Genomic DNA, 19,450 nt, shown 5'->3' on the forward strand with positions numbered 1-19,450 from the left:
ATATTGCTGCTTCGGTCTACTTCAAAGTAATGCCGAATGTTGACCCTGCCGCACCGGCAAATACGATCGTTCCATTCTCAGGCAGCTTCACTTCGTTTTTGCCACTGACGACAGTGTAGTTCACACATACTCCCTGCTCATCATATACCGCAAAGGCACCTTTTGCCGGCATCTCAACGGTCATCGTCTTACCGACAGTCGCTGCAGGAACGGTATACCATTTGGCATGCCCATCACTATTCAGATTGACCGAGGACTGTTTCCCCTTATAAAGGGGCTTTACTTGCTCCTCGCTTACATACAAGCTTCCGGAAGCCTCAAGGTACTCGACTCCATCCTTTGTGTCGAAACGGAGTTCAAACAAATCCCGTCCTCCCATCGCCGGAATTTGAAGCTCGCTCGCTGCTGTAATAGGGCTTGTAATTTTCTTGTCGAGCAGATAACCCGGGAGATCGTCCGTGCGGTCAATCTGCATTGTAGGTTTCATAATGAGATACATGAGAGAAGTATATTTCTCGTTCACAGGATAATACGTTTTGCCTTCCCGCTTCGCCCAAGCTTCAGCAGTCTCTGGAGATAACGTATGTTCTTCCAGCTTCTCGGCCGTATAGTGTGACAAAGCCATTTGTCCGAGACCCGGAACGGTCAAATATTCTCTAGCCCATAAGTAGGTGCGTCCATTCTTCTCCTTCACGAAGCTGAGTTTTGATCCACCATCCTCGTTGACAAAGCTCCCGTCTGAAGTATATACAAACTTCTGTTCCGGAGTGTTTGGTACGAGCGGATTAGATAAGGACAGTTCTCCATTCTTATTGACCACAACCTGGAGCTGTTGATTCGAAGCACCATAATAGCCAGCGTGTTTCATGACGTCTTCAGGCATGGAAGCCTTGACTGGCTTACCGAACGACTTCTCTGCCTTGATCTCTTTTATTGTACCCTTCTCCTTCATTGCTTGAAGCAGCAGCTCGTTCGCAAGCAACTCATTCGTTGAGCTGGAACCGCCCGATGATAGCACGGCAGCAGCCATATCCTGCTCCGGAAGCACGACAAGAGAAGCATGATACAAAATAGTGTCCCCGCCTTTGACGAGACCCTTCATTCCATAGTCATTGAACGGAAACAGTCTCACACTGTCCCACCCAAGCCCGTAATCAAACGAATTATCCGCTTCTTTCGGCCACAAGCCCTTTTTATATTCTTCCTGCTCCATCGCACGTACTGACTTGTCGGAGAGGATACCGTCTACTTGTCCCGTAAATATTTGCGAGAATCGAACCAGATCCTCAGCAGTGGAATAGATTCCACCCGTTCCAATCACGTTGACAGTCTCGTTCGGAAGCTGTCCTTCATAAGTAGGATAATAAAGACCAGCCATCTTGTCTGCTTCCAATACATCCTGCGATGTCTTCGTATGGTTCATTTCTAATGCTTTGGTAAAATATTGATGAATGAATGCAGTAAAATCCTTACCACTTACTCTCTCTACAAGAATCTCAGCCAGCGTAAATCCATCGTTGCAATAGACGGAGAACGCCCCCGGGTCTGCCTTCAAGCTCTGGGTGGACAATTGTTGCAGCAGCGTATCATGCGCACTCTTGTCATTATCATCGAACAAAAAGGCACCTCGAAGGCTGGACCCTTGCAACCCTGAAGAATGGTTCAACAACATGCGTGGGGTAATTTTCTTGTATCGTTCATCTTTCATTTTGAAGTCAGCTATGTACTCGACTACGGGAGTATCCAGATTGATCTTCCCTTCGTCTACCAATTTCATTACGGCAGCGGTCGTAAACACTTTACTCGTCGATCCGATGCCATACATCGTATCTTTGGTAAGCGGCTTCTTCCCTTCCATATCGTTATGGCCAGCCTGACCTGACACCGTTATCTTGCCGTTGTCGATCAGCGCATACTGGACGCTTACCGTACCATATTTTTCGGTAAGCAGCGTCGCTTTCTCTGAAGCAATCTTCTCCAGTCCTTGATTCGAGACTGTAACATTACTGCCAGTGGATGCCATTGCTGCTGTAGGAATGAGTAGCATCAGCACCAGTGTGACAGATAACAACCATGATAACCTTTTCTTCATTGAATTTCCTCCTTATTTTGAATCTACCATATAGTACGATTTACCAACTGATATGGTTCAATATATTAATAGATAGTTTGAAGTATACAAATTCCCCCTGGATTTTGCATGCAAAAAAGCTTATCCCTCCTCAAATTGCAAGTTGGAATAAGCTTTCAACCATTTACTTCCGAAGCTAAACCCTCTCTATATCTCCTTCTACAAAATTTTGATTCAATGCATGAAATGGAAACCTCCTCGTTCCTTTCAGCTTCTTATCGTCAACGACGATCCGATTGTTCCTTCTTATTAGGATTGGAGTGTCTCCATTCGATTCCAATACACAATCCCCTTTAAATTGACTAAGCATATGGCCTGTAAACGACATTAACCGTTCTGCCCAATCCGCATTCTCAGACAGGATTTCAAACCAAAAGCTGTATCTAAGCTCCATTTCATAATCTTCACTCGTAAACCGAAGCCCTTGCCCCCCCTCTTTAATGCTAAGCGTAGCCCAATCCCAAGATATGACGAGTTCCTCTGATGAAGTTCTAAGTATTTCCCCATCCTCAACAGTATGAACAAGATGATCTTCTAGCATTTTTTTGAGTTCATCAAATGCATAATCTGTTCCTATATAAAGAATATAAAACATTGACACCACTCCCTCTTTATCATGGAAACCATCTCGTAATGCTGCCATCTTTTATGATGAACAATTCATCCAGCCCCTCAATGGGCCAGTCGTCAAATTGTTTCACCAGCTTATCCATTGAACCTGTATAATCCTCCAAGTTTAATACGATACCGCTTGCTTGATTCTCGGTTTTCCCCACAACAGTCGACCATATGTTCCTTACATTTAAAGTATCAGGGGAATAGCAATCGAAAACTTTCTCATTGATTAAAAAGTCTGGATTGGATTCTGGCTTGACCCCATATCCATTGCCGCCCTTAACTTCAGGTAACATTTCTATATCGTAACCTTTTTCAGCTAACAAGTCAGCGGTTTCATTTTGTCTGGTGATTGGCCTTGGATCGTTAGGATCTGGTTTCTCATAGTTGCCTTTAGGCTTGCCCCCAGACGTTGTTGGTTCTGTTAACTTGGATTCATTCGGCTCTTCCTCAGGCGGTTCCTTCTTCTGACCATTCGGATCAGGTTCATCCTTCCTGCCCGGCATATCATTCTGCTCTGCATCTGGCTTATGCTTCAAGCCTAGTTTGGATTTTATCGACTCCCAAACTTTCCTTGTTCGGGGACCAAGCCGATCGGACAGCCAATTTAGACCTTTACCTACTGGAATTCGGCTAAGAATAACAGCCGTGGCCACAGCGATTGCATTTTGTGGAGATAACAGCTTCTTCGGATCACGTATGTATCCGGCAATCTCATGTCCGCCTCCAGCAATACCCATTCCCGTCATAACAATACCGAAAGCTGGCCAAAATCCTACAAGCATGAAGGAGAGGGCGAAAGCACCAAGAACGATCCCTGCTTGCTCCCAACCGCTGAGCCCATCCCACCAATTTTGCAAAGAATCGAATAAGCAAGCAAAGCAAGCAGAGTCCGGTTCGAACAGGAGGGTTTGCAGCCCTGTTAATAGACCTGCAGCGAGCAGAAGGACGCCTATGGCTCCAAGCAACATAGCGTACTTATGAACTTTTTCCTGGATCAAGCTGATTCGGCTGTGTGCCTCTTCGTTCCCGTATAAAAGTGAGAACCCAAGTTCCCGGCGTTCCCTGTAAAAGTTAAGTAGATATCCAAGCCTCTTACGGTCCTGTAATAGGGCAACTGCCATATTACAGAGCTCAGAGAACGGGTTGATGATCCGCTCTGACTCCAATCTCGGCAGCCGCTGACTAATTTTATGAAGAGCGAAATAGTCCATAAATAATGCAGCGGCTAGCATAGTTAGGAAAAAGCCTTTAGTTGTGTAACCGTTACCTGTCCATTCATGGATATTCATCACCCAATCGGGAAACTGATTCTGTCCATTCCAAGCCGCGTGATTCAGTATGGACCATAACAATAGAACACCTGGGAACAGGTACACCCAACGGTTTAGCTTATTACGGAAACGGTAGGCTATTCCGATGCCAAGAGCAATCATGGCGGTATGTACGGGATGACTCACGTTCATCATCGTTGGAATAAAGCTCTCTTCAAAATGCCCGGGGAACAAAGTGAATACATCCCAATGAATCGTTTCACCTCCCAGGAATGTCATGCTGTAATTGTTGTTAACCCAGCGCCTGGAGAGCTCTTCGAATAATTGAAATCCTACACCCGGTGCCGCGCCTAACAAGACATAATCACTGAGACTGAGCGAAGTCGCCTTACGGGAGAAGAAAAGATACACACCTAGTGGGAGCAGCTTCCACATTTCCTCGATAATTGGCGTGACAACGGCAATAGACCAGGTATCCGAAGTGTTGCCACCGAAAATCCAATGTAGAAACTGCATGGTCAAATTCGTAAACGGCACAACAAATAACACACCTGCGAGTACAAATAGACTGACTTGCTTCCATGACAGCGTCTTGCTCCTGCACAGCAGCCAAAACTGCAGCAGAACATAAAAGGACCATAGATACTGGACAAGCATAGTACGGGAATCTCTCATAATTAGAAGACTGACGATAAAGAAGATCAAAGAGATCCAGGAAAACAAAAAATAAATTTTTGTAAGTAAAGGATATTTCGCTAACCAACCGCGCCAAAAGCTGTAAACAGACTCGACATAATCCCTGACTCTCGTCCGGATCATCATAATAGACATCGTATGAAGCTCACTCCTCCCAAGAATGACCACAGCATACCGCTATCATTGAAAAAGGTATTTCTATATATTTACTCATTCGGACTCTAAACTAAACCATAAAAAGGAAAATAAGACCGCTACGCAAGATAACCTCTACTTTATTAACAGGTCCATTACACACGAAGTTGGGACCACGCCTCAATTTAAAGATACGGCATTTGCCAGTTTCCGTTGGATGCCTCACGTTGTGTCAACCGGATACAGCCTAATCAACAAAGAAAACTGGAACGATAATGAAGCCGATAACCAAAAAGACTGACCCCGCAGATAATTCTCCACGTCTGGTCAGTCCTTTTTCGGCCTAGTCTATTCAGATGTCTTGTTCTTACAGTCTAGTTTCTGCGTTTGTGTACGCCCAATAACAACAACCCGCAGGCTGCCATAAACAAATATGGACCACTGGAAGCAGCATTGAAGGTTGAGCCGAGGATATCAACACTTTTGGACAGTATATAGATGTATGAAAGTATGATACCTACTATGGCCATGATATATCCAAGCATCTTACTCATCCGCTTCTCACGGATCACCATCAGGAATGGATAAAGAAACAAAAGAATGAAAAACACCGCTCCCTGGCCAAACCCGTTCTCTGAGACGAACCCGACATCCACCCATTTGAAGAAAAACGAAATGATTGCGGCGCATGTCGCAATAAAAATCATCTTACTGCCCATGTCCCATTTTTGAAAGTTCAAGCTAATCTAATCCCCCTATGTATATCCTGGTCGTCGTCCAGAACCGTCATTATTCGACAAACATAGGTCTATTATACTGAAAACTTCAAAAACGAGATAGATGTTCCAGGGAAATAATCGTTTTTACTAGGATTGGTTTGATCCATTCAAACGTTCAACCGGCTCGTTCACCCACACCGTCTTGCTTGCAGCGTCATCCCGTTTACCCGGTTTTGCATCCATATCAGGGAAGCCCAGATAGATAAATCCTAGCATTTTATCTTTCTCCCGAAGGCCGAACGCCTCATTCATCAACGGATGAAAACATGGATCGCCAGTTCTCCATACAGCACCAAGACCAAGGGCATGAGCCTGAAGCAGCATATTTTGAATTGCCGCAAATACAGCGCCATACTCCTCAAGCTCAATGACTTTAGGGTCGTCGGAAGGAACCACAGCTACACCGATGACAACCGGTGAACGCATCGCTTTACTCAGCGCCGATTCCCGCGCGGCAGCCACTTCCTCTTCCGTCTTCTCGCCTGCCTTACTCTGAGCAATATCAGCCAGAGCATTACCCAGCAGTTCACGGCCTCCCTCTCTCATCACGAAAAAACGCCACGGTTCCGTATGTTTGTGGTTGGGCGCCCATGTTCCGGCTTCTAGAATTTGTTCAATGCTTTCCTGCGGTACCGGGTCCTGTTTTACTTTACCCACACTACGACGTGTGCGGATTGCTTCAACTACATTCATCACAATTTCCCTCCTAAAATCTTAAAACTTTCCATCTTCTATGACCCATTGTAGCAAAAAAGCGGTCTGCAAGCACCCGAGAAGCTTTCCAAGTCCTTCGAACGCCTTATATGCCCGCAGGAACGGCAGCTTCGCTCGCATCCGTATGCGAATCGGAGCACTGTGCCATTTCAGCCTTCCGAAGCACTTTCTGACCACGCCAGCGGAAGACCGACAGCACCCCCCGCACATATTCATCTGCAATCATACAGAAGTAGATTCCTACCAAGCCCCAGCCGTAATGAATGCCGAGCACATAAGACATACCTGTGGCGATCAACCACATCGAACCGAGTGAAATGTACATCGTAAATCGGGTATCCCCCAGAGCATTTAGTGAGTTCCCAAGGGTCATGTTCAGCAGTTTGCCTGGCTGCAGAATCAGATTCAATCCAAGCAACGAGACACCGATCGTAATGATTTCGGAATCTTTAGTAAATAATCCGAGAATTTGGGCACCAAATACGTAGATGAGTAAAGCGTTCACCCCGACAAAAATACTTCCGATTCCAAGGGCGCGATATGCTGCTTTGTACGCTTCCCTCGTTCTCCCTGCTCCATACAGATGCGCAATTTGGATCTGAGCGCCCATCGCGATAGACATGCCGAGCAAGAAACACATGGACTCCAATGTGTTCATATATGTGCGTGCTGCCAGCTCCGTTGCCCCGATCGTTGCAATGAACGTATATATAATCAACTGTGAGAATACCCAGCAGGACATATTAATGCCGAGGGGCCAACCTATATTCAATACTTCCTTAAATAACGGTTTATCGAATATACGGAATTCGCTCAGGCGGATCCGGTATTCGAACGAGCGGATGAACATAAACATGAGCAGCAATACAGCGAGCAGTCGGCTTACTACCGTTGAAATCGCCACGCCGGTTAGTCCCCACTGCGGCAGACCGAAAGCACCAAATATAAAGCCATAGTTGAGAAACACGTGAATAATATTCATCCCGATAGCGATATACATTGGTCCCTTCGTGTTGCCTGTGTTCCGGATGACCGTACTCATCGTAGACATCATGGCGATTAGCACCATACCTCCACCAACGATGGAAATATAGGTGCCAGCCAGCGGCAGTAATCGCTCTGGAAGCTGAAGTACCGAAGCGATCTGCGTAGGAAGCATATATAACACGACACTAAGCACCACACCGATCAGCGTGCTGACGCTGAGAGCCATAATTGCGATTTTTCTAGCGTCGTGACTTTTACGAGACCCAAGCTTCTGAGCAATCAAAATGCCGGCACCGCTTGCTACCGTCATGAATAGAGTGGTCATCGCTTGAAACAGCTGATTAGAGAATCCGACCACGGCGACAGCATCATCCGAAATCCGGCTGACCATCAGCGTGTCTACCGCACCAAGAAGAAATTGAAGAAAAACCTCGATAAAAATCGGCCATACCAGAACCCATAATGCAAATTTACTTTTTTCTTTATCCAACATTCAAACCTCCAACTTTATTGACGAGCTGAACAGCCGCTCAGTTACAATCACTTATGACAGCTTCTAATTATAGATGATATACTGATTTTAGAATATCACTTTATGAACTTAAACTTATAAAATTCAAACTTCAAAATTGGAGAGGAAGTCCTCAGATGACTATTCTTCACTTTACCGTTCCTCCACTTCCTGAATACATTATCAGCGGGGTATATGAAGCTACCGAAGGTGATCGGCACCCCAACAGGCGAAACATCGGTGTATTTGATCTGCTTGTCGTGCGAAAAGGTTGCTTATACGTCACAGAGAATGGACGCCCGTTCGATATTGACGCTGGATCATTTCTTATTTTACGGCCGGATACCCACCATTTCCCGACACAAGGCTGTACTGAGAATACGATCCACTATTGGCTGCACTTTCAAACGTCCGGCGGATGGATCTCGGGTGAGGACGGCTCGGTTCCCAAGAAGGACGAGTCACTGGAACTACAGCCCTTTTCCCCTAACTATTTTACGGTCAAGGTCCCTCAGTTTGGCACTTTGCCGCAACCACAGAAAGCTTTTGAACTGCTGGATTCTCTTGCTTCTCTTGTCCAACACGGCCACCGCATTCAGTCACTATGGAGACAACAGCTGCTATTTCAGGAGTTATTTGAGCAGCTTGCCGCAGCTCTCGACACGCCGGTGTCCTCCCCCTCTTCATCATGCGCAGAACAGGCAGCAGCGTTTTTGCGGGAGCATTACCGGGAAGAATTTAAAGCTCAAACGCTCGGGGAAAACATTAACTTCCATCCCGTGTATATCGCACGCTGTATGCAAAAAGAGTTCGGATGCTCTCCTGTGGAGTATTTACTCCGCTACCGAATTGAACAAGCCAAGCTGCTGCTACTTCAGACCGACCAGACAGTGAGCCGGATTGCGGAAGATGTCGGCTTTAACCACGCAGCCTATTTCACCTCCTGTTTCGCCAAGCAGGAAGGACTCTCTCCACGAAAATATCGTCAGCGTTTTTCATAATGCATCTTGCAATCCAACCGAAAGCCATTATAATGAAGATAAGGTATGATAATGATTATCATTACCAATGAAATGAGAACCTGAATCGAAACACCACATATAAAGGAGAACCAGACCCCTATGAAACCTAACCTCCAACGCACCAACCTGCAGGTTGACGATTACCTGGACCTGTTGAATCTTGCCACCCAGCTTGGCGACGTGAGGTGGAAGAAGGAAATCACTCGCAAGCTGGAAATGACGCTGTCTTCAGCAAACAGTTCAATAGAGCCTCAGCATAGAAGAACAGACACTCAACCATTCTCGTCTATCGACGCACCTCAATGAAGACAGACCACACTTAGTGGTAGTTTTTCTTGCGAGATAAGGATGCACTTTATACGAAGTTATACGTTCTTATCTCATAAAATAAGACACCGTATCATTCATCCGGCCAAAGCAGTCTTGGCGGTCTGAATGATACGGTGTCTTTTTAAGGTTACTGAGAACTCACTGTCTTATTAATGCGCCTGCTTAAGCACTCGCTTTTCCTATTTCTTTCACTTGATCTCACCCGTTCCTTCCAAGGTAACATTCACCTTGATGTTAAATTCAACGAGGGGATAAAGCTCCTGCCACTCTTCCCAGTCCTTATCTCCCCCATGTCGTGTCGCGATATATCGAAGTCCGAATCCAAGCGGATCCAGTTGCATTTTTTTCATGCTATTCAATAGCTCAAGGTAAGATTTTTCTATCGAGCGTTCCGCAGCCTGCTCGATTTCTCCCCAGCTTTGATTGAAAAAAATCTCTTCGGACTCTTCTGCTGCCCCTTTGATGTTAACAACGAAATCTATAGAAGGCCGTCCTTGTTCGGAAGTATTGATCTTGTAGCGATAATCATATTTATGTACGGACAGGGAAAATCGCAGATTATCTCCCGTAACATTTACTTCGAATTGAGGATGTTTATACATCAATTGGTTGAAAATTCGGGTTTGATTCGGTTCAAGTATCAATTTGATTTTTTTCTTATCGAATAATGCGACCTGATTAATCTCATACGTATCCTCTCTGATTCTAATGATGGGCATAAAAGGATCTCTTCCTTTTTCCAAGAGTCGTTCAAAAAAATCATACAGATATTCCGTAACAATAAATGAGGATTCCGTTCCTTCACGACCAAAGCTTAGAATTAGGGAATTTCCAGCCAACCGTTCCGACTTCTGACTCAACGAGAGTATTTCTTTGGCAGAAGATTCCGCGACAGCTACATACTCTATCCGTTGAACACCACGACGACGAATAAACCAATCAATATGTTTCGTTATATCCTTTTCTGCAAGATTTTTACCGAAAATCGTGACTTTAGTATGGCCCAGATCTAAATGCTTGTCCACATCGGATCTCATCAGCTCCAATGCTTCTGAGATACTATCCGCCTCCTTGCTTATTAATTGGTATTTAGATTCCCCAGGTTCTGTCAATGTCGTTGGGATAATGAGCTTTATGGTTACGTTATATTTCTTCTCCACTCCTTGATCTACTCCGATCGCTACTACAAGGAATCGCTTATCAATATCTTTGAACCCGCATCCCTGAAGAAGGATTAATGCTGTCATGAGCAACATCATAAATGCTTTATTCACATCTAACCCTCCTTCTAACCCCAAGCATGACCGCTACCAGAAGAAGTTCTGCGATGAAGCGTATCGAGAACCAACTATTCGTAAGAGTCATTACTTGTTTCTCACTTGCATAATAACCGACAACGAACACGATAATGCCGACGATTCCTACCAAAATGCGTTTGACATGAGCCGAGTGATGTTTAATCGCACCGTTCATCCATTCCGCCGCCACATGCCAACTCGTTGAGATAAACAGCAATGACATAATGATATAACTGATCAAATGCAGGAACACTCCACGCTCAATCACCCCATGCTTTATCTGTATCGAATCGGCAGTATTTACCCAAATGTATACATATTTATCTACAGCTTGAGTACCGTGGATGCCAATCGGAATGAAAAATGTAGCGCTGAAAACGACAGTACCGATGAGTGGAATCAACCATAGCCAATGAAAGTTTCTTTTCGGATGATGATTAACCGGGCAAATCGATAATGAGATATATCCAGTAAATAAAAAACTGCTTACGGCAATTAGATCCCATGATGGAGCATTCAGCAAGTAATCGTTCATTGTGAGCACTGCGTCCCAAGAAAACGTTTCGTTACGTATTGTTTTTATCCATATAAACAGGATGAGTGGGATTATAATTATTAACCACAGCTCCAGATTGTACAGAATCGTCATTGTCGTTCTCAAAGCAGCCCAACAACCGGCGATTAGGAAGCATAGAAGCAGCACATAAATATCCATAGTAGGATTAATAAATCCCTTGATGACAAAGGAAATCGAAATTAAAACAGATGCACCTGCTGCAAACCAGGTCAAACCAAAGAGGCTGAAGAGGAAGAATCGAATAGAACTCGGTACGTATTGTTCCAAAATTTCCGTAAGGGATAACTCTTGAAATGGCTGCAAGCTCTTTTTGAACAGGTAGTTTATCAAAATTCCAATCAGAATGGCGATGCCAACCGCAGTCATCGCCCCGCTGTATCGGGCTTCAAGCAGCAATCTTGGTACGTAGAGAATTGGGCTTATTAACGTACACAGCAAAACGAGATAGTACTGATACCGGTGCATAAACATTTCCTTTACTTATATTTAGTGGGAGAATATTCATTTAAATAGAGACGGAAATAAGGTTGTCCAAAGCTCCTAATGCTTGCTAAATAAAGCGTAAAGCAAAACAAACCTACTAAGATTCCTGTAATGCCGGAGAGCATTGCGAGAATGATCAAAGGGTATTTGACAATGCGCATCGCGAAACTCATGGCATTCACTGGGATTACAAAGTTCACAATGGCTACAGTAGAAGTAATAATAATCATAATGCTGCTTACTAATCCGGCTTGGTGCGCAGCTTGGCCAAGAATGAGACCGCCAACAGTCGTGGCTGTTTGCCCTATGTTCTTGGGAAGCCGAATACTGGCCTCGATTAACGTTTCGATAATAAACAACATGATAAAGACCTCGAAAAAAGAAGGGTACGGTACGGTCGCTCGACTTCCCGCAATAGATACGGCTAACTGCACGCGGAAAATTTCCGGATTATAGGAGACAACAGCAATATAACTAGCAGGTAACATGATCGTGATGATAAGCGCCATGTACCGAAGTATTACCAGAGCACGAGTGATCCAGAAGGATTGATAAACATCATCAGCTGCAGACATAAAATCGTAGAATACAACGGGTGCAATTAGGGCAGAGGGTGTTCCTTGCATGAGTAAAATCACCTTGCCTTGAGCAAGATTCATTGCGATTCGATCCGGACGTTCCGTATTCAGCATCACGGGAAATAATCGATACTTTAATGGAGTGATGAGCGCTTCTAGTTGACCTAGATCTTGAACAATCTCAGCTTCAACAGCCTCAATCCTCTTCTGAATGTCTCGTAATATTTCGGTATTCACGCGTGTGGAGTCATACAGGATGGCTAATTTAGTTTGGGAAATACGCCCTGCATAACACTCATCAACAATGAGATGTGATGACGGGTAACGGTTTCGGATGAGATTGATGTTCGTTTGATTGTTCTCTGACAAACCATAAGTTGGACCTTGGATAGTGGCTTCAACGGTTGTTTCACCAGGTTGATTGGCCATGACATTCGCTGCGAATAAGGCCCATAGTCGGTCATTGAAGAAAACAATTACGTAACCTGTAAGCAGTTTACCAGACATTGTGCTTACTTCTCGAATTTCTTCGCATAATAGCTCAGATTGAAGAACCCCTGTGAATGCTCCCCTTAACGTGCATTTGGCAAAAGGCTCAGAAATCCGCTCTCTGATTAATGCCGCGTCACATAACGATTCGAGGTAGTAGATAAAGACTTGCTGTTGTCCATTGTCTAAACGTTGAACTTTGAAATCCTTGGAAAGTGCTACTTCCTTCACGCTGCGAGTAATTTCTTCGATCGTTATCAAGCCTCTACCTCCTCGACTTAAATATTTACAGTATTCAGTATTCAATTATTTCCTTATACCAGTCCGGATATTCAATACGATGTATCCCAGAATAACCTCGGCATAACCAAAAGACACCTCGTTTATCTCCATAACTGTAACAAGTCGGGAGACAACGAGGTGTCTTTTCAGTGATTTATGGTAAAATTTAATTATTCAAGACTACAGGGGGTGTTGATGAATGGTTATGGGCCCTGAAAATCCGGATCAAATCAAAGAAGATGTTTCTGAAAGAAAAGTTAAGGAGAAACAAAAGGGTCTGATGCAAAGAGGATTATTAAGTGATATGTTGACCACACTCGCTGCCGCAGGTGCTTTTATAATTATAGCCGTCATATTTGGATTCATAATACACAATATTAGGTATTAAATGAAGACACCTCGTTCATCTCTACTTACCCGGTCCATTTTTTTGGCGGGTTGAGAGACGACGAGGTGTTCTTTTTACGATTATGCAATTGTGTGGTTATGAGGTAGGCAATTAAGTCCCTTATTCTTGATACTCATCCATAAATGGTTTGTTGACATAATGGTACATAAACGCCATAAACACGCACCCACCGATCATGTTGCCGATGGTTACAGGTACAAGGTTATACCATACACCTGACATCGATATCGTATCGGGATGCTCTACCACCAACGCAATCGCAAATGTGCACATATTCGCGATACTATGCTCGTAGCCGGAAATAAAGAAGCAGAATACAAACAACATCATGGCAAACAGCTTAGCCCCGTCCCCTTTCAGCCCCATCGGAATGAAGAAGGCTAGACAGACTAACCAGTTACACAAAATCGCCCGGAAAAAGAGCTCCGTCACCGGGGCATTCATCTTCTTCTCCACAACACCAAGCAGGAATTCGTTAATGGACGGATCCGCAAACAGGCCCGTCAGATAAATCAACAGAGCGAACGCAGCGGCCCCGATAATGTTACCAATGTAACTTGTCCCCCATAGCTTAAGCACCTGCAGCCATTTCAGTTTTTTCCGAAGAGCCGCATACGAATAATAAAAGGTGTTGCCTGTAAACAGGTCACCGCCTCCGTAGGAAATCAGAATAATGGCTGCACCGAAGGTGAGAGCGGCCATCGGGTACGTCATCGGTGAATGATCATTATAAAAAAAACTTCCTGTCTTGAAGGCCACGATAACACCAAATCCGATGAACATACTAGCCAGCGCCGATCGTGCTAGGTAACGCAGCCTGCTTTGCTTGAATATTTTCATCTTCTTCAGAGCGAGTTGCTCCACCTGGAGCAGAGATTGAACTTCCATGAACACACTTCCTTTGCCAGCAGATCATAATATGATTTATATTGGGTTCATTTTCATAGATTACATGTTTTATCCTCTCATGGGAAGAGCAATATTATATTTGACACAAAAATCGAATCCCCCACCAAAATGAATATCAAAAAAAGGCGCGAACCGCGAATGATCATCCGCTTGTTCACGCCTTTTATATGAAACAGTCATTGGTTACCGGATTTAGTGAAATCCTTACTTGTTATCGTTATCGCCTTCACTGTTCTCTAGCTTGCTCTCATGCTCCAGTTGATATTTCTCCCTCATCAGCTTCTGCATGATGAACTTCTCCTGGTCATTCAAGCCTTCCTGATTCTCTTGAATAATCATGTTGTCAATGTTGCGTTTCAGTACCTCGTTTTGCGTATTCAATACGGTTCACTCCTTTGGAATTTATGCGCTTTCCGCAAATTCTATATGCCCTGAGTCAAAAATGGGAACATATATAACTAACCAAAATTTAACGAATAACGGTTAGGTATTGCGGAAGTTCGTACATTTTCGAAAAGATACCGACCGTACCAATCGCTTTCTCTGGTTCTTAGCCGCTACTTCCGATCGATCAGGATCCCCTTGCTAAGGGATTTTTGCTTCTTATTCGTATTGACGAGCAAGGGCAGCATTTTCGTTTCCTTGACCATAGGAGATTGACACAGCAGACAAACTGGCTCTGTCTCAAATGCGAAATCATCCCGAATCCAACCCTTACAATCATCCTTCGTACATGACCATACTTCGGTCATTTCCTCCGGTATGCTTTCCATAGCGTTTTTACGCGAATACATGAACACTCCTCCTTGTCCTCGTCGCAGAATATAAAACAAAACTGCCCTTAATGTCGCACATTAAGGGCAGCCAGCCTTTTGGTCTTACAGTTTTACAACGTTTTCAGCTTGTGGTCCACGGTTTCCTTCAACGATGTTGAATTCTACGCGTTGTCCTTCGTCCAACGTTTTGAAGCCATCGCCTTGGATCGCGCTGAAGTGAACGAATACATCGTTTCCGCCTTCAACTTCGATAAAACCGAAGCCCTTTTCTGCATTAAACCATTTAACAGTTCCTGTTTGCATGGGGTGTACCTCCTTGAAGATTATTTACATGACCTTTTTTTACTTCGTAGACGAATAAAAAAATTCACATATTGTACAGGGTTACCCTGAAAATACAACCCTCTACAATATGTGAATTCAGGTCGATTTCGATATTCCTATATTATCACATTTAGAGTACGTTGGCAAATGTTGAAATTATGTTTTTTAAGAAATGTTTTTGGAAGAAATCTTTATTATTATACTATGCAAAAAGTGACTAAAATATAACAGACCTCCGAAATTATCCGAAGGCCTGTCATACACCGTAAGGTATCCGTCTGTTATTCCTGCAGTTCGAGAATCGTCTCTCTCCAGCGGTTAAGCACATCAACGGGATCTTTCAATGTAATGGTCACACCAGAGTTAATATCGGCATATTTAGCAGTATCCTCCCGCACCGCGACGACCTTCGCAGTAAAACGTTCACGCGGATGACGGGCAAGGGGAAGCTCTGGTAAACGGGACAGCCTGAGCCGTACGTAATGGGCAACACCGTCATGAATGGCAACAAGCGTGGCCTGTCCACTACGGACGATGTTCCCGGCCGTAATCGTACCTGGCCACAACGCCAGCCGCAGCCTTTTGGTGTCCAGAGCAACAACTTCTCCCACACTAACCATGGCTGTATGAGGCCATTGATCTTCCGTTACTGTTAGGAGCATCATAGCCTCATGCTGCTTGTCTTCTAGATTCAGCCCATTTAAGAGCTCGTACAGTGAAGTTGATATCTCGTTCTGCTTAGTCACCCACCCATCTTCCTTCCCTCATGTTATTATTCGTTCGTCAATCGAATCATTCTCTGACAAAGCATAAACCAAAAAGAATGAGATCAAATAAGTATTGGTGATGCAATAAGAGTTCAGTATACTGAACGTATAGTTAAGGAATAATTCTTTTGTTCTTCCATACTAATGTATACTTTGAGCGCTGCTGGATCGGTAGCGCTCTTATTCTTGTTTAGAATTCGTTTGAAACTGTGAAAGGGATTTAGAGATGCCAAACTCAAGAAAAAATAAATTAAACTATATTTTGATTCTTTTACTTATTATGATCTTTTTGACAACTTTTCGTTTGTTATGGCTTATGTACCATGATCCACTGGCCCATCCGATCGCCCAAAACGGAGTTTTAGATCTTCGGGCACATGAAGTGGATGATCAAGTTATTAACCTTGATGGAGAATGGGAGTTTTATCCCGAAAGACTAGTGAGCCCTCTAGAAATAAATTCTAATATAGAAGAGATCGTTAGAACAATACCTAAGGCAGCTAATGAAGCCTCTACTCGTCGATTTGGAACATATCATTTAAAAATTCTGGTTAATGAAAATTCAGATGATGTATTTTCAATACGTATACCGCCTACGAATACAGCATCCGCACTATATATAAATGGTCATTTGAAGGGTGGATCTGGTGTAGTATCAACCGATATAGATCACCATATAGGTAAAGGAAATCCTTACGTTGTTTCATTTTCGGTAAAAAATAATGAAATCGATATTATTTTACATATTTCCAATTTCGACACTTCATACGGCATTGCAGTGAAGAATCCAATTAAATTTGGTTCATCTGAAGCGATGGTTAAAAAACAAAGATTTGAAGGCGTATTGTTAATCGGTATGGTAGTCATCCTCTTTCTCCATAGCCTCTACTGTATCTTAATATACGTTTTCATTCATCGTGAGAGAATAATCCTTATATTTGCGGTAGGGTTTCTCCTTCCGGCTACGGATGAGTTGATTACTTATAATAGTTCCACCATGGAATGGCTTCATCTTAACTATGAATGGTCATTTAAATTAAAAGAGTTAGTTTACCTTGGGGCTGCCTTATTTCTGGTACTGATCATGAGTGTTTTATTGACGAATTTTAAAGCGTACAAACGTTTTCGTTGGTTCTTTATTTGTTATGGAATAAGTGCACTATTCATTATTCTTCTGCCATTGAATTATTTGTTGGAAGTAAACATCATTTTTTTCATTTTATATACGATTTCCTTTCTTTCCGTTGCTTTTCTAGCTTTAAGAGAATATTTCCAACATAAAGATGAGTCTTTTTTTATTGCTCTAGTCGTTATAAGTTCGACTTCAGGCATTCTATGGGGGCTGATTAAGGAACTTTTTGAATTAGAAATACCTTTCTATCCATTTGACTACTTATGCGCTATTTTAGGATTAGCCGTTTTTTGGTTTAAGCGCTATTATCGGCAAGGCAGGCAAGTTGTAAAGCTCGTTGATGAGCTGAAACAAGCAGATAAATTAAAGGATGAGTTTTTAACTAGTAGTACGAATAAACTTTGGAACCCCTTGAATAAGATGACAACCATCGCACAATCTCTACATGATCAAAACCATAGTTCACTCACGAAGAAAGACAAAAGTGATTTGAAGTGTATAGTTAATATTGGAAAAAGCATGTCTTTCGTACTGAATGATTTGCTTGATTTTACGCGTTTAAAAGAGCAAATGATACAAATTCACCCGAAAAGCACAAATTTACATGCGGCTATCACTAGTGTATTTGATATGTTGAAATATTCAGCTGAGGGGAAACAAATAGAATTAATATCTACTGTTCCAACTAATTTACCTAACGTATTAGCGGATGAAAGTCGACTTATTCAGATTTTTTTCAATATTCTAGGGAACGCTGTTAAGTATACATATACTGGTGAAGTCGTCGTGAATGCAGAAGTTTATAATGACATGGCTATCATTTATGTTCAAGATACGGGTATTGGGATGGATAAAGAAACACAAGAACAGGTGAAGTCTGCTTATAAACAAGGAGTTCCTAATGATGAAGGTTTAGGATTAGGATTGAATGTTTCTGAACAGCTGATTGAATTGCATGGAGGCAGTTTACAGATCAAGTCGGAAGTAGGCATAGGTACCAAGTATATTTTTACACTTCCCTTAGTGAACGAACAGGATCAAAAAAGTGAAGAAATAAAAATGGATTTACATGAGAACGTTGATGATGAACAAGATGAACACCTAATCTCAAAAAAGACACGTCATATTTTGGTAGTTGACGATGACCCAAGTAATTTAAAAATGATAAGTGGTATCTTTCCAGCTGCTCAATATAAAGTTGTGACTGTGACTAGCGGAACAGCGGCATTGAAATTATTAGATGTTACGGAATGGGATTTATTAATTGTAGATGTGACGATGCCATATATATCAGGCTATGAGTTAACAGCGTTGATTAGAGATCGCTATTCGATCATTGAACTCCCAATTTTACTATTAACATCGAGAAACTATACTGAGGATGTCAATGTTGGATTTACTTTGGGTGCCAATGATTACGTTGCGAAGCCGATCAATGCACTTGAGTTAAAATCACGTAGTATTGCACTAATTAATCTAAAACAGTCCATAAATGAAAAACATTATATGGAATCAGCATGGCTTCAGGCACAGATTCGTCCCCATTTTATATTCAATACATTAAATGCAATTTCATCTCTTAGTACAATAGATTCGGATAGGATGGATATTTTAATAGAAAAGTTCGGAGAGTACTTGTATGGCAGCTTTAAAGAAGAAAATTTAAAACGTGTAATTCCCATTGAAAATGAACTTAATCTCGTAAAATCCTATCTATATATAGAAAGTGAAAGATTTGGAGATCGCATACAGGTTAAATGGGAAGTAGATGACCCTATTACTGTAGAGATTCCGCCGCTCTGTATTCAAACGTTAGTAGAAAATGCGGTTCGTCATGGAATCCTTAGCAAGGGTGGTGGAACCATTTGTATAAGGATTGCAAATTATAAGGATTTCACCAAAATAGAAATTATTGATGATGGCGTAGGTATGGACAGTAAACAAGTAAGTAAAGTCTATGATGATGAAAATACGTTTGGAAAAGGTATTGGCTTGATCAATACGAATAGACGTCTTAAAAGGCTATATGGTACGGGCTTAAAAATTAAAAGTACCCCCAATATAGGTACAACTGTAGAATTCATAGTCCCCAAAAATACGACATCCGCAACAATACATGTATGAATCGACGGATATTTCATAACAAAGGCGCCCTCCTGAACTTGGAGGGCGCTTTTGTTAATCTCGTTAAAATCGCTGAACCAGCCCGGTTAATCTGACACTAGTTCTCAT

Annotated in this window: 18 protein-coding genes; 4 read left to right on the forward strand and 14 right to left on the reverse strand. The window is 42.8% G+C overall.

All coding sequences use genetic code 11. From position 1 onward, the window contains the following. Nucleotides 1–16: 16 nt before the first annotated feature. The 6 genes from B9N86_RS26780 to B9N86_RS26805 all read right to left on the reverse strand — a co-directional run bounded on the left by B9N86_RS26780 (nucleotide 17) and on the right by B9N86_RS26805 (nucleotide 7,824). Nucleotides 17–2,092, reverse strand: a complete 2,076-nt coding sequence (locus tag B9N86_RS26780; RefSeq protein WP_208916098.1) for a serine hydrolase domain-containing protein — start codon at nucleotides 2,090–2,092, stop codon at nucleotides 17–19. A gap of 175 nt (nucleotides 2,093–2,267) precedes the next feature. Then, nucleotides 2,268–2,726: a SitI3 family protein gene (locus tag B9N86_RS26785; protein WP_208916099.1), complete on the reverse strand. Its 459-nt coding sequence runs from the start codon at nucleotides 2,724–2,726 to the stop codon at nucleotides 2,268–2,270. A 19-nt stretch (nucleotides 2,727–2,745) separates the two neighbouring features. Continuing rightward, complete coding sequence (locus tag B9N86_RS26790; RefSeq protein ID WP_244562858.1) at nucleotides 2,746–4,851, reverse strand: CdiA C-terminal domain-containing protein; 2,106 nt, start codon at nucleotides 4,849–4,851, stop codon at nucleotides 2,746–2,748. Nucleotides 4,852–5,225: 374 nt separating this feature from the next. After that, on the reverse strand, nucleotides 5,226–5,591 hold the full coding sequence (locus B9N86_RS26795; protein WP_244562859.1) for a hypothetical protein: 366 nt from the start codon (nucleotides 5,589–5,591) through the stop codon (nucleotides 5,226–5,228). 126 nt (nucleotides 5,592–5,717) lie between these two features. Continuing rightward, the gene (locus B9N86_RS26800; protein ID WP_208916100.1) at nucleotides 5,718–6,323 is read right to left on the reverse strand and encodes a nitroreductase family protein; all 606 of its coding nucleotides are present in this window, start codon (nucleotides 6,321–6,323) and stop codon (nucleotides 5,718–5,720) included. A 106-nt stretch (nucleotides 6,324–6,429) separates the two neighbouring features. Next, nucleotides 6,430–7,824 carry an MATE family efflux transporter gene (locus B9N86_RS26805; RefSeq protein ID WP_208916101.1) on the reverse strand — a complete coding sequence of 465 codons (1,395 nt, stop codon included), beginning with the start codon at nucleotides 7,822–7,824 and terminating at the stop codon, nucleotides 6,430–6,432. Nucleotides 7,825–7,979: 155 nt separating this feature from the next. Between B9N86_RS26805 and B9N86_RS26810 the strand changes: the two genes are divergently transcribed. Together B9N86_RS26810 and B9N86_RS26815 are read left to right on the forward strand one after the other, a co-directional pair. Next, nucleotides 7,980–8,843 (forward strand): helix-turn-helix transcriptional regulator, encoded by an 864-nt coding sequence (locus B9N86_RS26810; protein WP_208916102.1) that lies wholly within the window; start codon nucleotides 7,980–7,982, stop codon nucleotides 8,841–8,843. A 120-nt stretch (nucleotides 8,844–8,963) separates the two neighbouring features. Continuing rightward, nucleotides 8,964–9,170 carry a hypothetical protein gene (locus B9N86_RS26815; protein WP_208916103.1) on the forward strand — a complete coding sequence of 69 codons (207 nt, stop codon included), beginning with the start codon at nucleotides 8,964–8,966 and terminating at the stop codon, nucleotides 9,168–9,170. A gap of 212 nt (nucleotides 9,171–9,382) precedes the next feature. On the opposite strand, the gene B9N86_RS26820 is transcribed toward B9N86_RS26815, so the two are convergent. Genes B9N86_RS26820 through B9N86_RS26830 form a run of 3 tightly spaced genes read right to left on the reverse strand, consistent with a single transcriptional unit; the run spans nucleotide 9,383 to nucleotide 12,880 of the window. Then, on the reverse strand, nucleotides 9,383–10,468 hold the full coding sequence (locus B9N86_RS26820; RefSeq protein WP_208916104.1) for a Ger(x)C family spore germination protein: 1,086 nt from the start codon (nucleotides 10,466–10,468) through the stop codon (nucleotides 9,383–9,385). Further along, a complete protein-coding gene (locus tag B9N86_RS26825) occupies nucleotides 10,461–11,534 on the reverse strand; it encodes a GerAB/ArcD/ProY family transporter (protein ID WP_208916105.1) in 1,074 nt (357 codons plus the stop codon). The genes B9N86_RS26820 and B9N86_RS26825 overlap by 8 nt, the downstream gene beginning before the upstream one ends. Nucleotides 11,535–11,545: 11 nt before the next feature. Next, nucleotides 11,546–12,880 (reverse strand): spore germination protein, encoded by a 1,335-nt coding sequence (locus B9N86_RS26830; RefSeq protein ID WP_208916106.1) that lies wholly within the window; start codon nucleotides 12,878–12,880, stop codon nucleotides 11,546–11,548. Between the two features lie 220 nt (nucleotides 12,881–13,100). On the opposite strand from B9N86_RS26830, the gene B9N86_RS26835 reads away from it, so the two are divergent. Further along, a complete protein-coding gene (locus B9N86_RS26835; RefSeq protein WP_208916107.1) occupies nucleotides 13,101–13,289 on the forward strand; it encodes a hypothetical protein in 189 nt (62 codons plus the stop codon). 120 nt (nucleotides 13,290–13,409) lie between these two features. On the opposite strand, the gene B9N86_RS26840 is transcribed toward B9N86_RS26835, so the two are convergent. The 5 genes from B9N86_RS26840 to B9N86_RS26860 all read right to left on the reverse strand — a co-directional run bounded on the left by B9N86_RS26840 (nucleotide 13,410) and on the right by B9N86_RS26860 (nucleotide 16,065). Then, nucleotides 13,410–14,198, reverse strand: a complete 789-nt coding sequence (locus B9N86_RS26840; RefSeq protein ID WP_208916108.1) for a formate/nitrite transporter family protein — start codon at nucleotides 14,196–14,198, stop codon at nucleotides 13,410–13,412. Between the two features lie 225 nt (nucleotides 14,199–14,423). Next, complete coding sequence (locus tag B9N86_RS26845; protein ID WP_208916109.1) at nucleotides 14,424–14,600, reverse strand: hypothetical protein; 177 nt, start codon at nucleotides 14,598–14,600, stop codon at nucleotides 14,424–14,426. A gap of 176 nt (nucleotides 14,601–14,776) precedes the next feature. Then, nucleotides 14,777–15,013, reverse strand: coding sequence for a cold-shock protein (locus tag B9N86_RS26850; RefSeq protein ID WP_208916110.1), 237 nt, complete (start codon nucleotides 15,011–15,013; stop codon nucleotides 14,777–14,779). A gap of 84 nt (nucleotides 15,014–15,097) precedes the next feature. Further along, nucleotides 15,098–15,298, reverse strand: a complete 201-nt coding sequence (gene cspD, locus B9N86_RS26855) for a cold-shock protein CspD (RefSeq protein ID WP_006207896.1) — start codon at nucleotides 15,296–15,298, stop codon at nucleotides 15,098–15,100. 302 nt (nucleotides 15,299–15,600) lie between these two features. Continuing rightward, entirely contained in the window at nucleotides 15,601–16,065 is a 465-nt protein-coding gene (locus B9N86_RS26860; RefSeq protein ID WP_208916111.1) for a pyridoxamine 5'-phosphate oxidase family protein, read from the reverse strand. Between the two features lie 247 nt (nucleotides 16,066–16,312). Here B9N86_RS26860 and B9N86_RS26865 point away from each other — a divergent pair, with 247 nt between their 5' ends. Continuing rightward, nucleotides 16,313–19,342 carry a hybrid sensor histidine kinase/response regulator gene (locus B9N86_RS26865; RefSeq protein WP_208916112.1) on the forward strand — a complete coding sequence of 1,010 codons (3,030 nt, stop codon included), beginning with the start codon at nucleotides 16,313–16,315 and terminating at the stop codon, nucleotides 19,340–19,342. The last annotated feature ends 108 nt before the right edge of the window (nucleotides 19,343–19,450 follow it).

It is taken from the genome of Paenibacillus uliginis N3/975 (assembly GCF_900177425.1).
Classification (GTDB): Bacteria; Bacillota; Bacilli; order Paenibacillales; family Paenibacillaceae; genus Paenibacillus_AQ; species Paenibacillus_AQ uliginis.

What these genes read in the sequence shown, in the direction of transcription:
- B9N86_RS26780 (WP_208916098.1), bottom strand. Translation starts at nt 2,092, where the DNA reads ATGAAGAAAAGGTTATCATGGTTGTTATCTGTCACACTGGTGCTGATG.
- B9N86_RS26785 (WP_208916099.1), bottom strand. Translation starts at nt 2,726, where the DNA reads ATGTTTTATATTCTTTATATAGGAACAGATTATGCATTTGATGAACTC.
- B9N86_RS26815 (WP_208916103.1), top strand. Translation starts at nt 8,964, where the DNA reads ATGAAACCTAACCTCCAACGCACCAACCTGCAGGTTGACGATTACCTG.
- B9N86_RS26810 (WP_208916102.1), top strand. Translation starts at nt 7,980, where the DNA reads ATGACTATTCTTCACTTTACCGTTCCTCCACTTCCTGAATACATTATC.
- cspD (WP_006207896.1), bottom strand. Translation starts at nt 15,298, where the DNA reads ATGCAAACAGGAACTGTTAAATGGTTTAATGCAGAAAAGGGCTTCGGT.
- B9N86_RS26850 (WP_208916110.1), bottom strand. Translation starts at nt 15,013, where the DNA reads ATGTATTCGCGTAAAAACGCTATGGAAAGCATACCGGAGGAAATGACC.
- B9N86_RS26835 (WP_208916107.1), top strand. Translation starts at nt 13,101, where the DNA reads ATGGTTATGGGCCCTGAAAATCCGGATCAAATCAAAGAAGATGTTTCT.
- B9N86_RS26805 (WP_208916101.1), bottom strand. Translation starts at nt 7,824, where the DNA reads ATGTTGGATAAAGAAAAAAGTAAATTTGCATTATGGGTTCTGGTATGG.
- B9N86_RS26840 (WP_208916108.1), bottom strand. Translation starts at nt 14,198, where the DNA reads ATGGAAGTTCAATCTCTGCTCCAGGTGGAGCAACTCGCTCTGAAGAAG.
- B9N86_RS26790 (WP_244562858.1), bottom strand. Translation starts at nt 4,851, where the DNA reads ATGTCTATTATGATGATCCGGACGAGAGTCAGGGATTATGTCGAGTCT.
- B9N86_RS26825 (WP_208916105.1), bottom strand. Translation starts at nt 11,534, where the DNA reads ATGCACCGGTATCAGTACTATCTCGTTTTGCTGTGTACGTTAATAAGC.
- B9N86_RS26800 (WP_208916100.1), bottom strand. Translation starts at nt 6,323, where the DNA reads ATGAATGTAGTTGAAGCAATCCGCACACGTCGTAGTGTGGGTAAAGTA.
- B9N86_RS26865 (WP_208916112.1), top strand. Translation starts at nt 16,313, where the DNA reads ATGCCAAACTCAAGAAAAAATAAATTAAACTATATTTTGATTCTTTTA.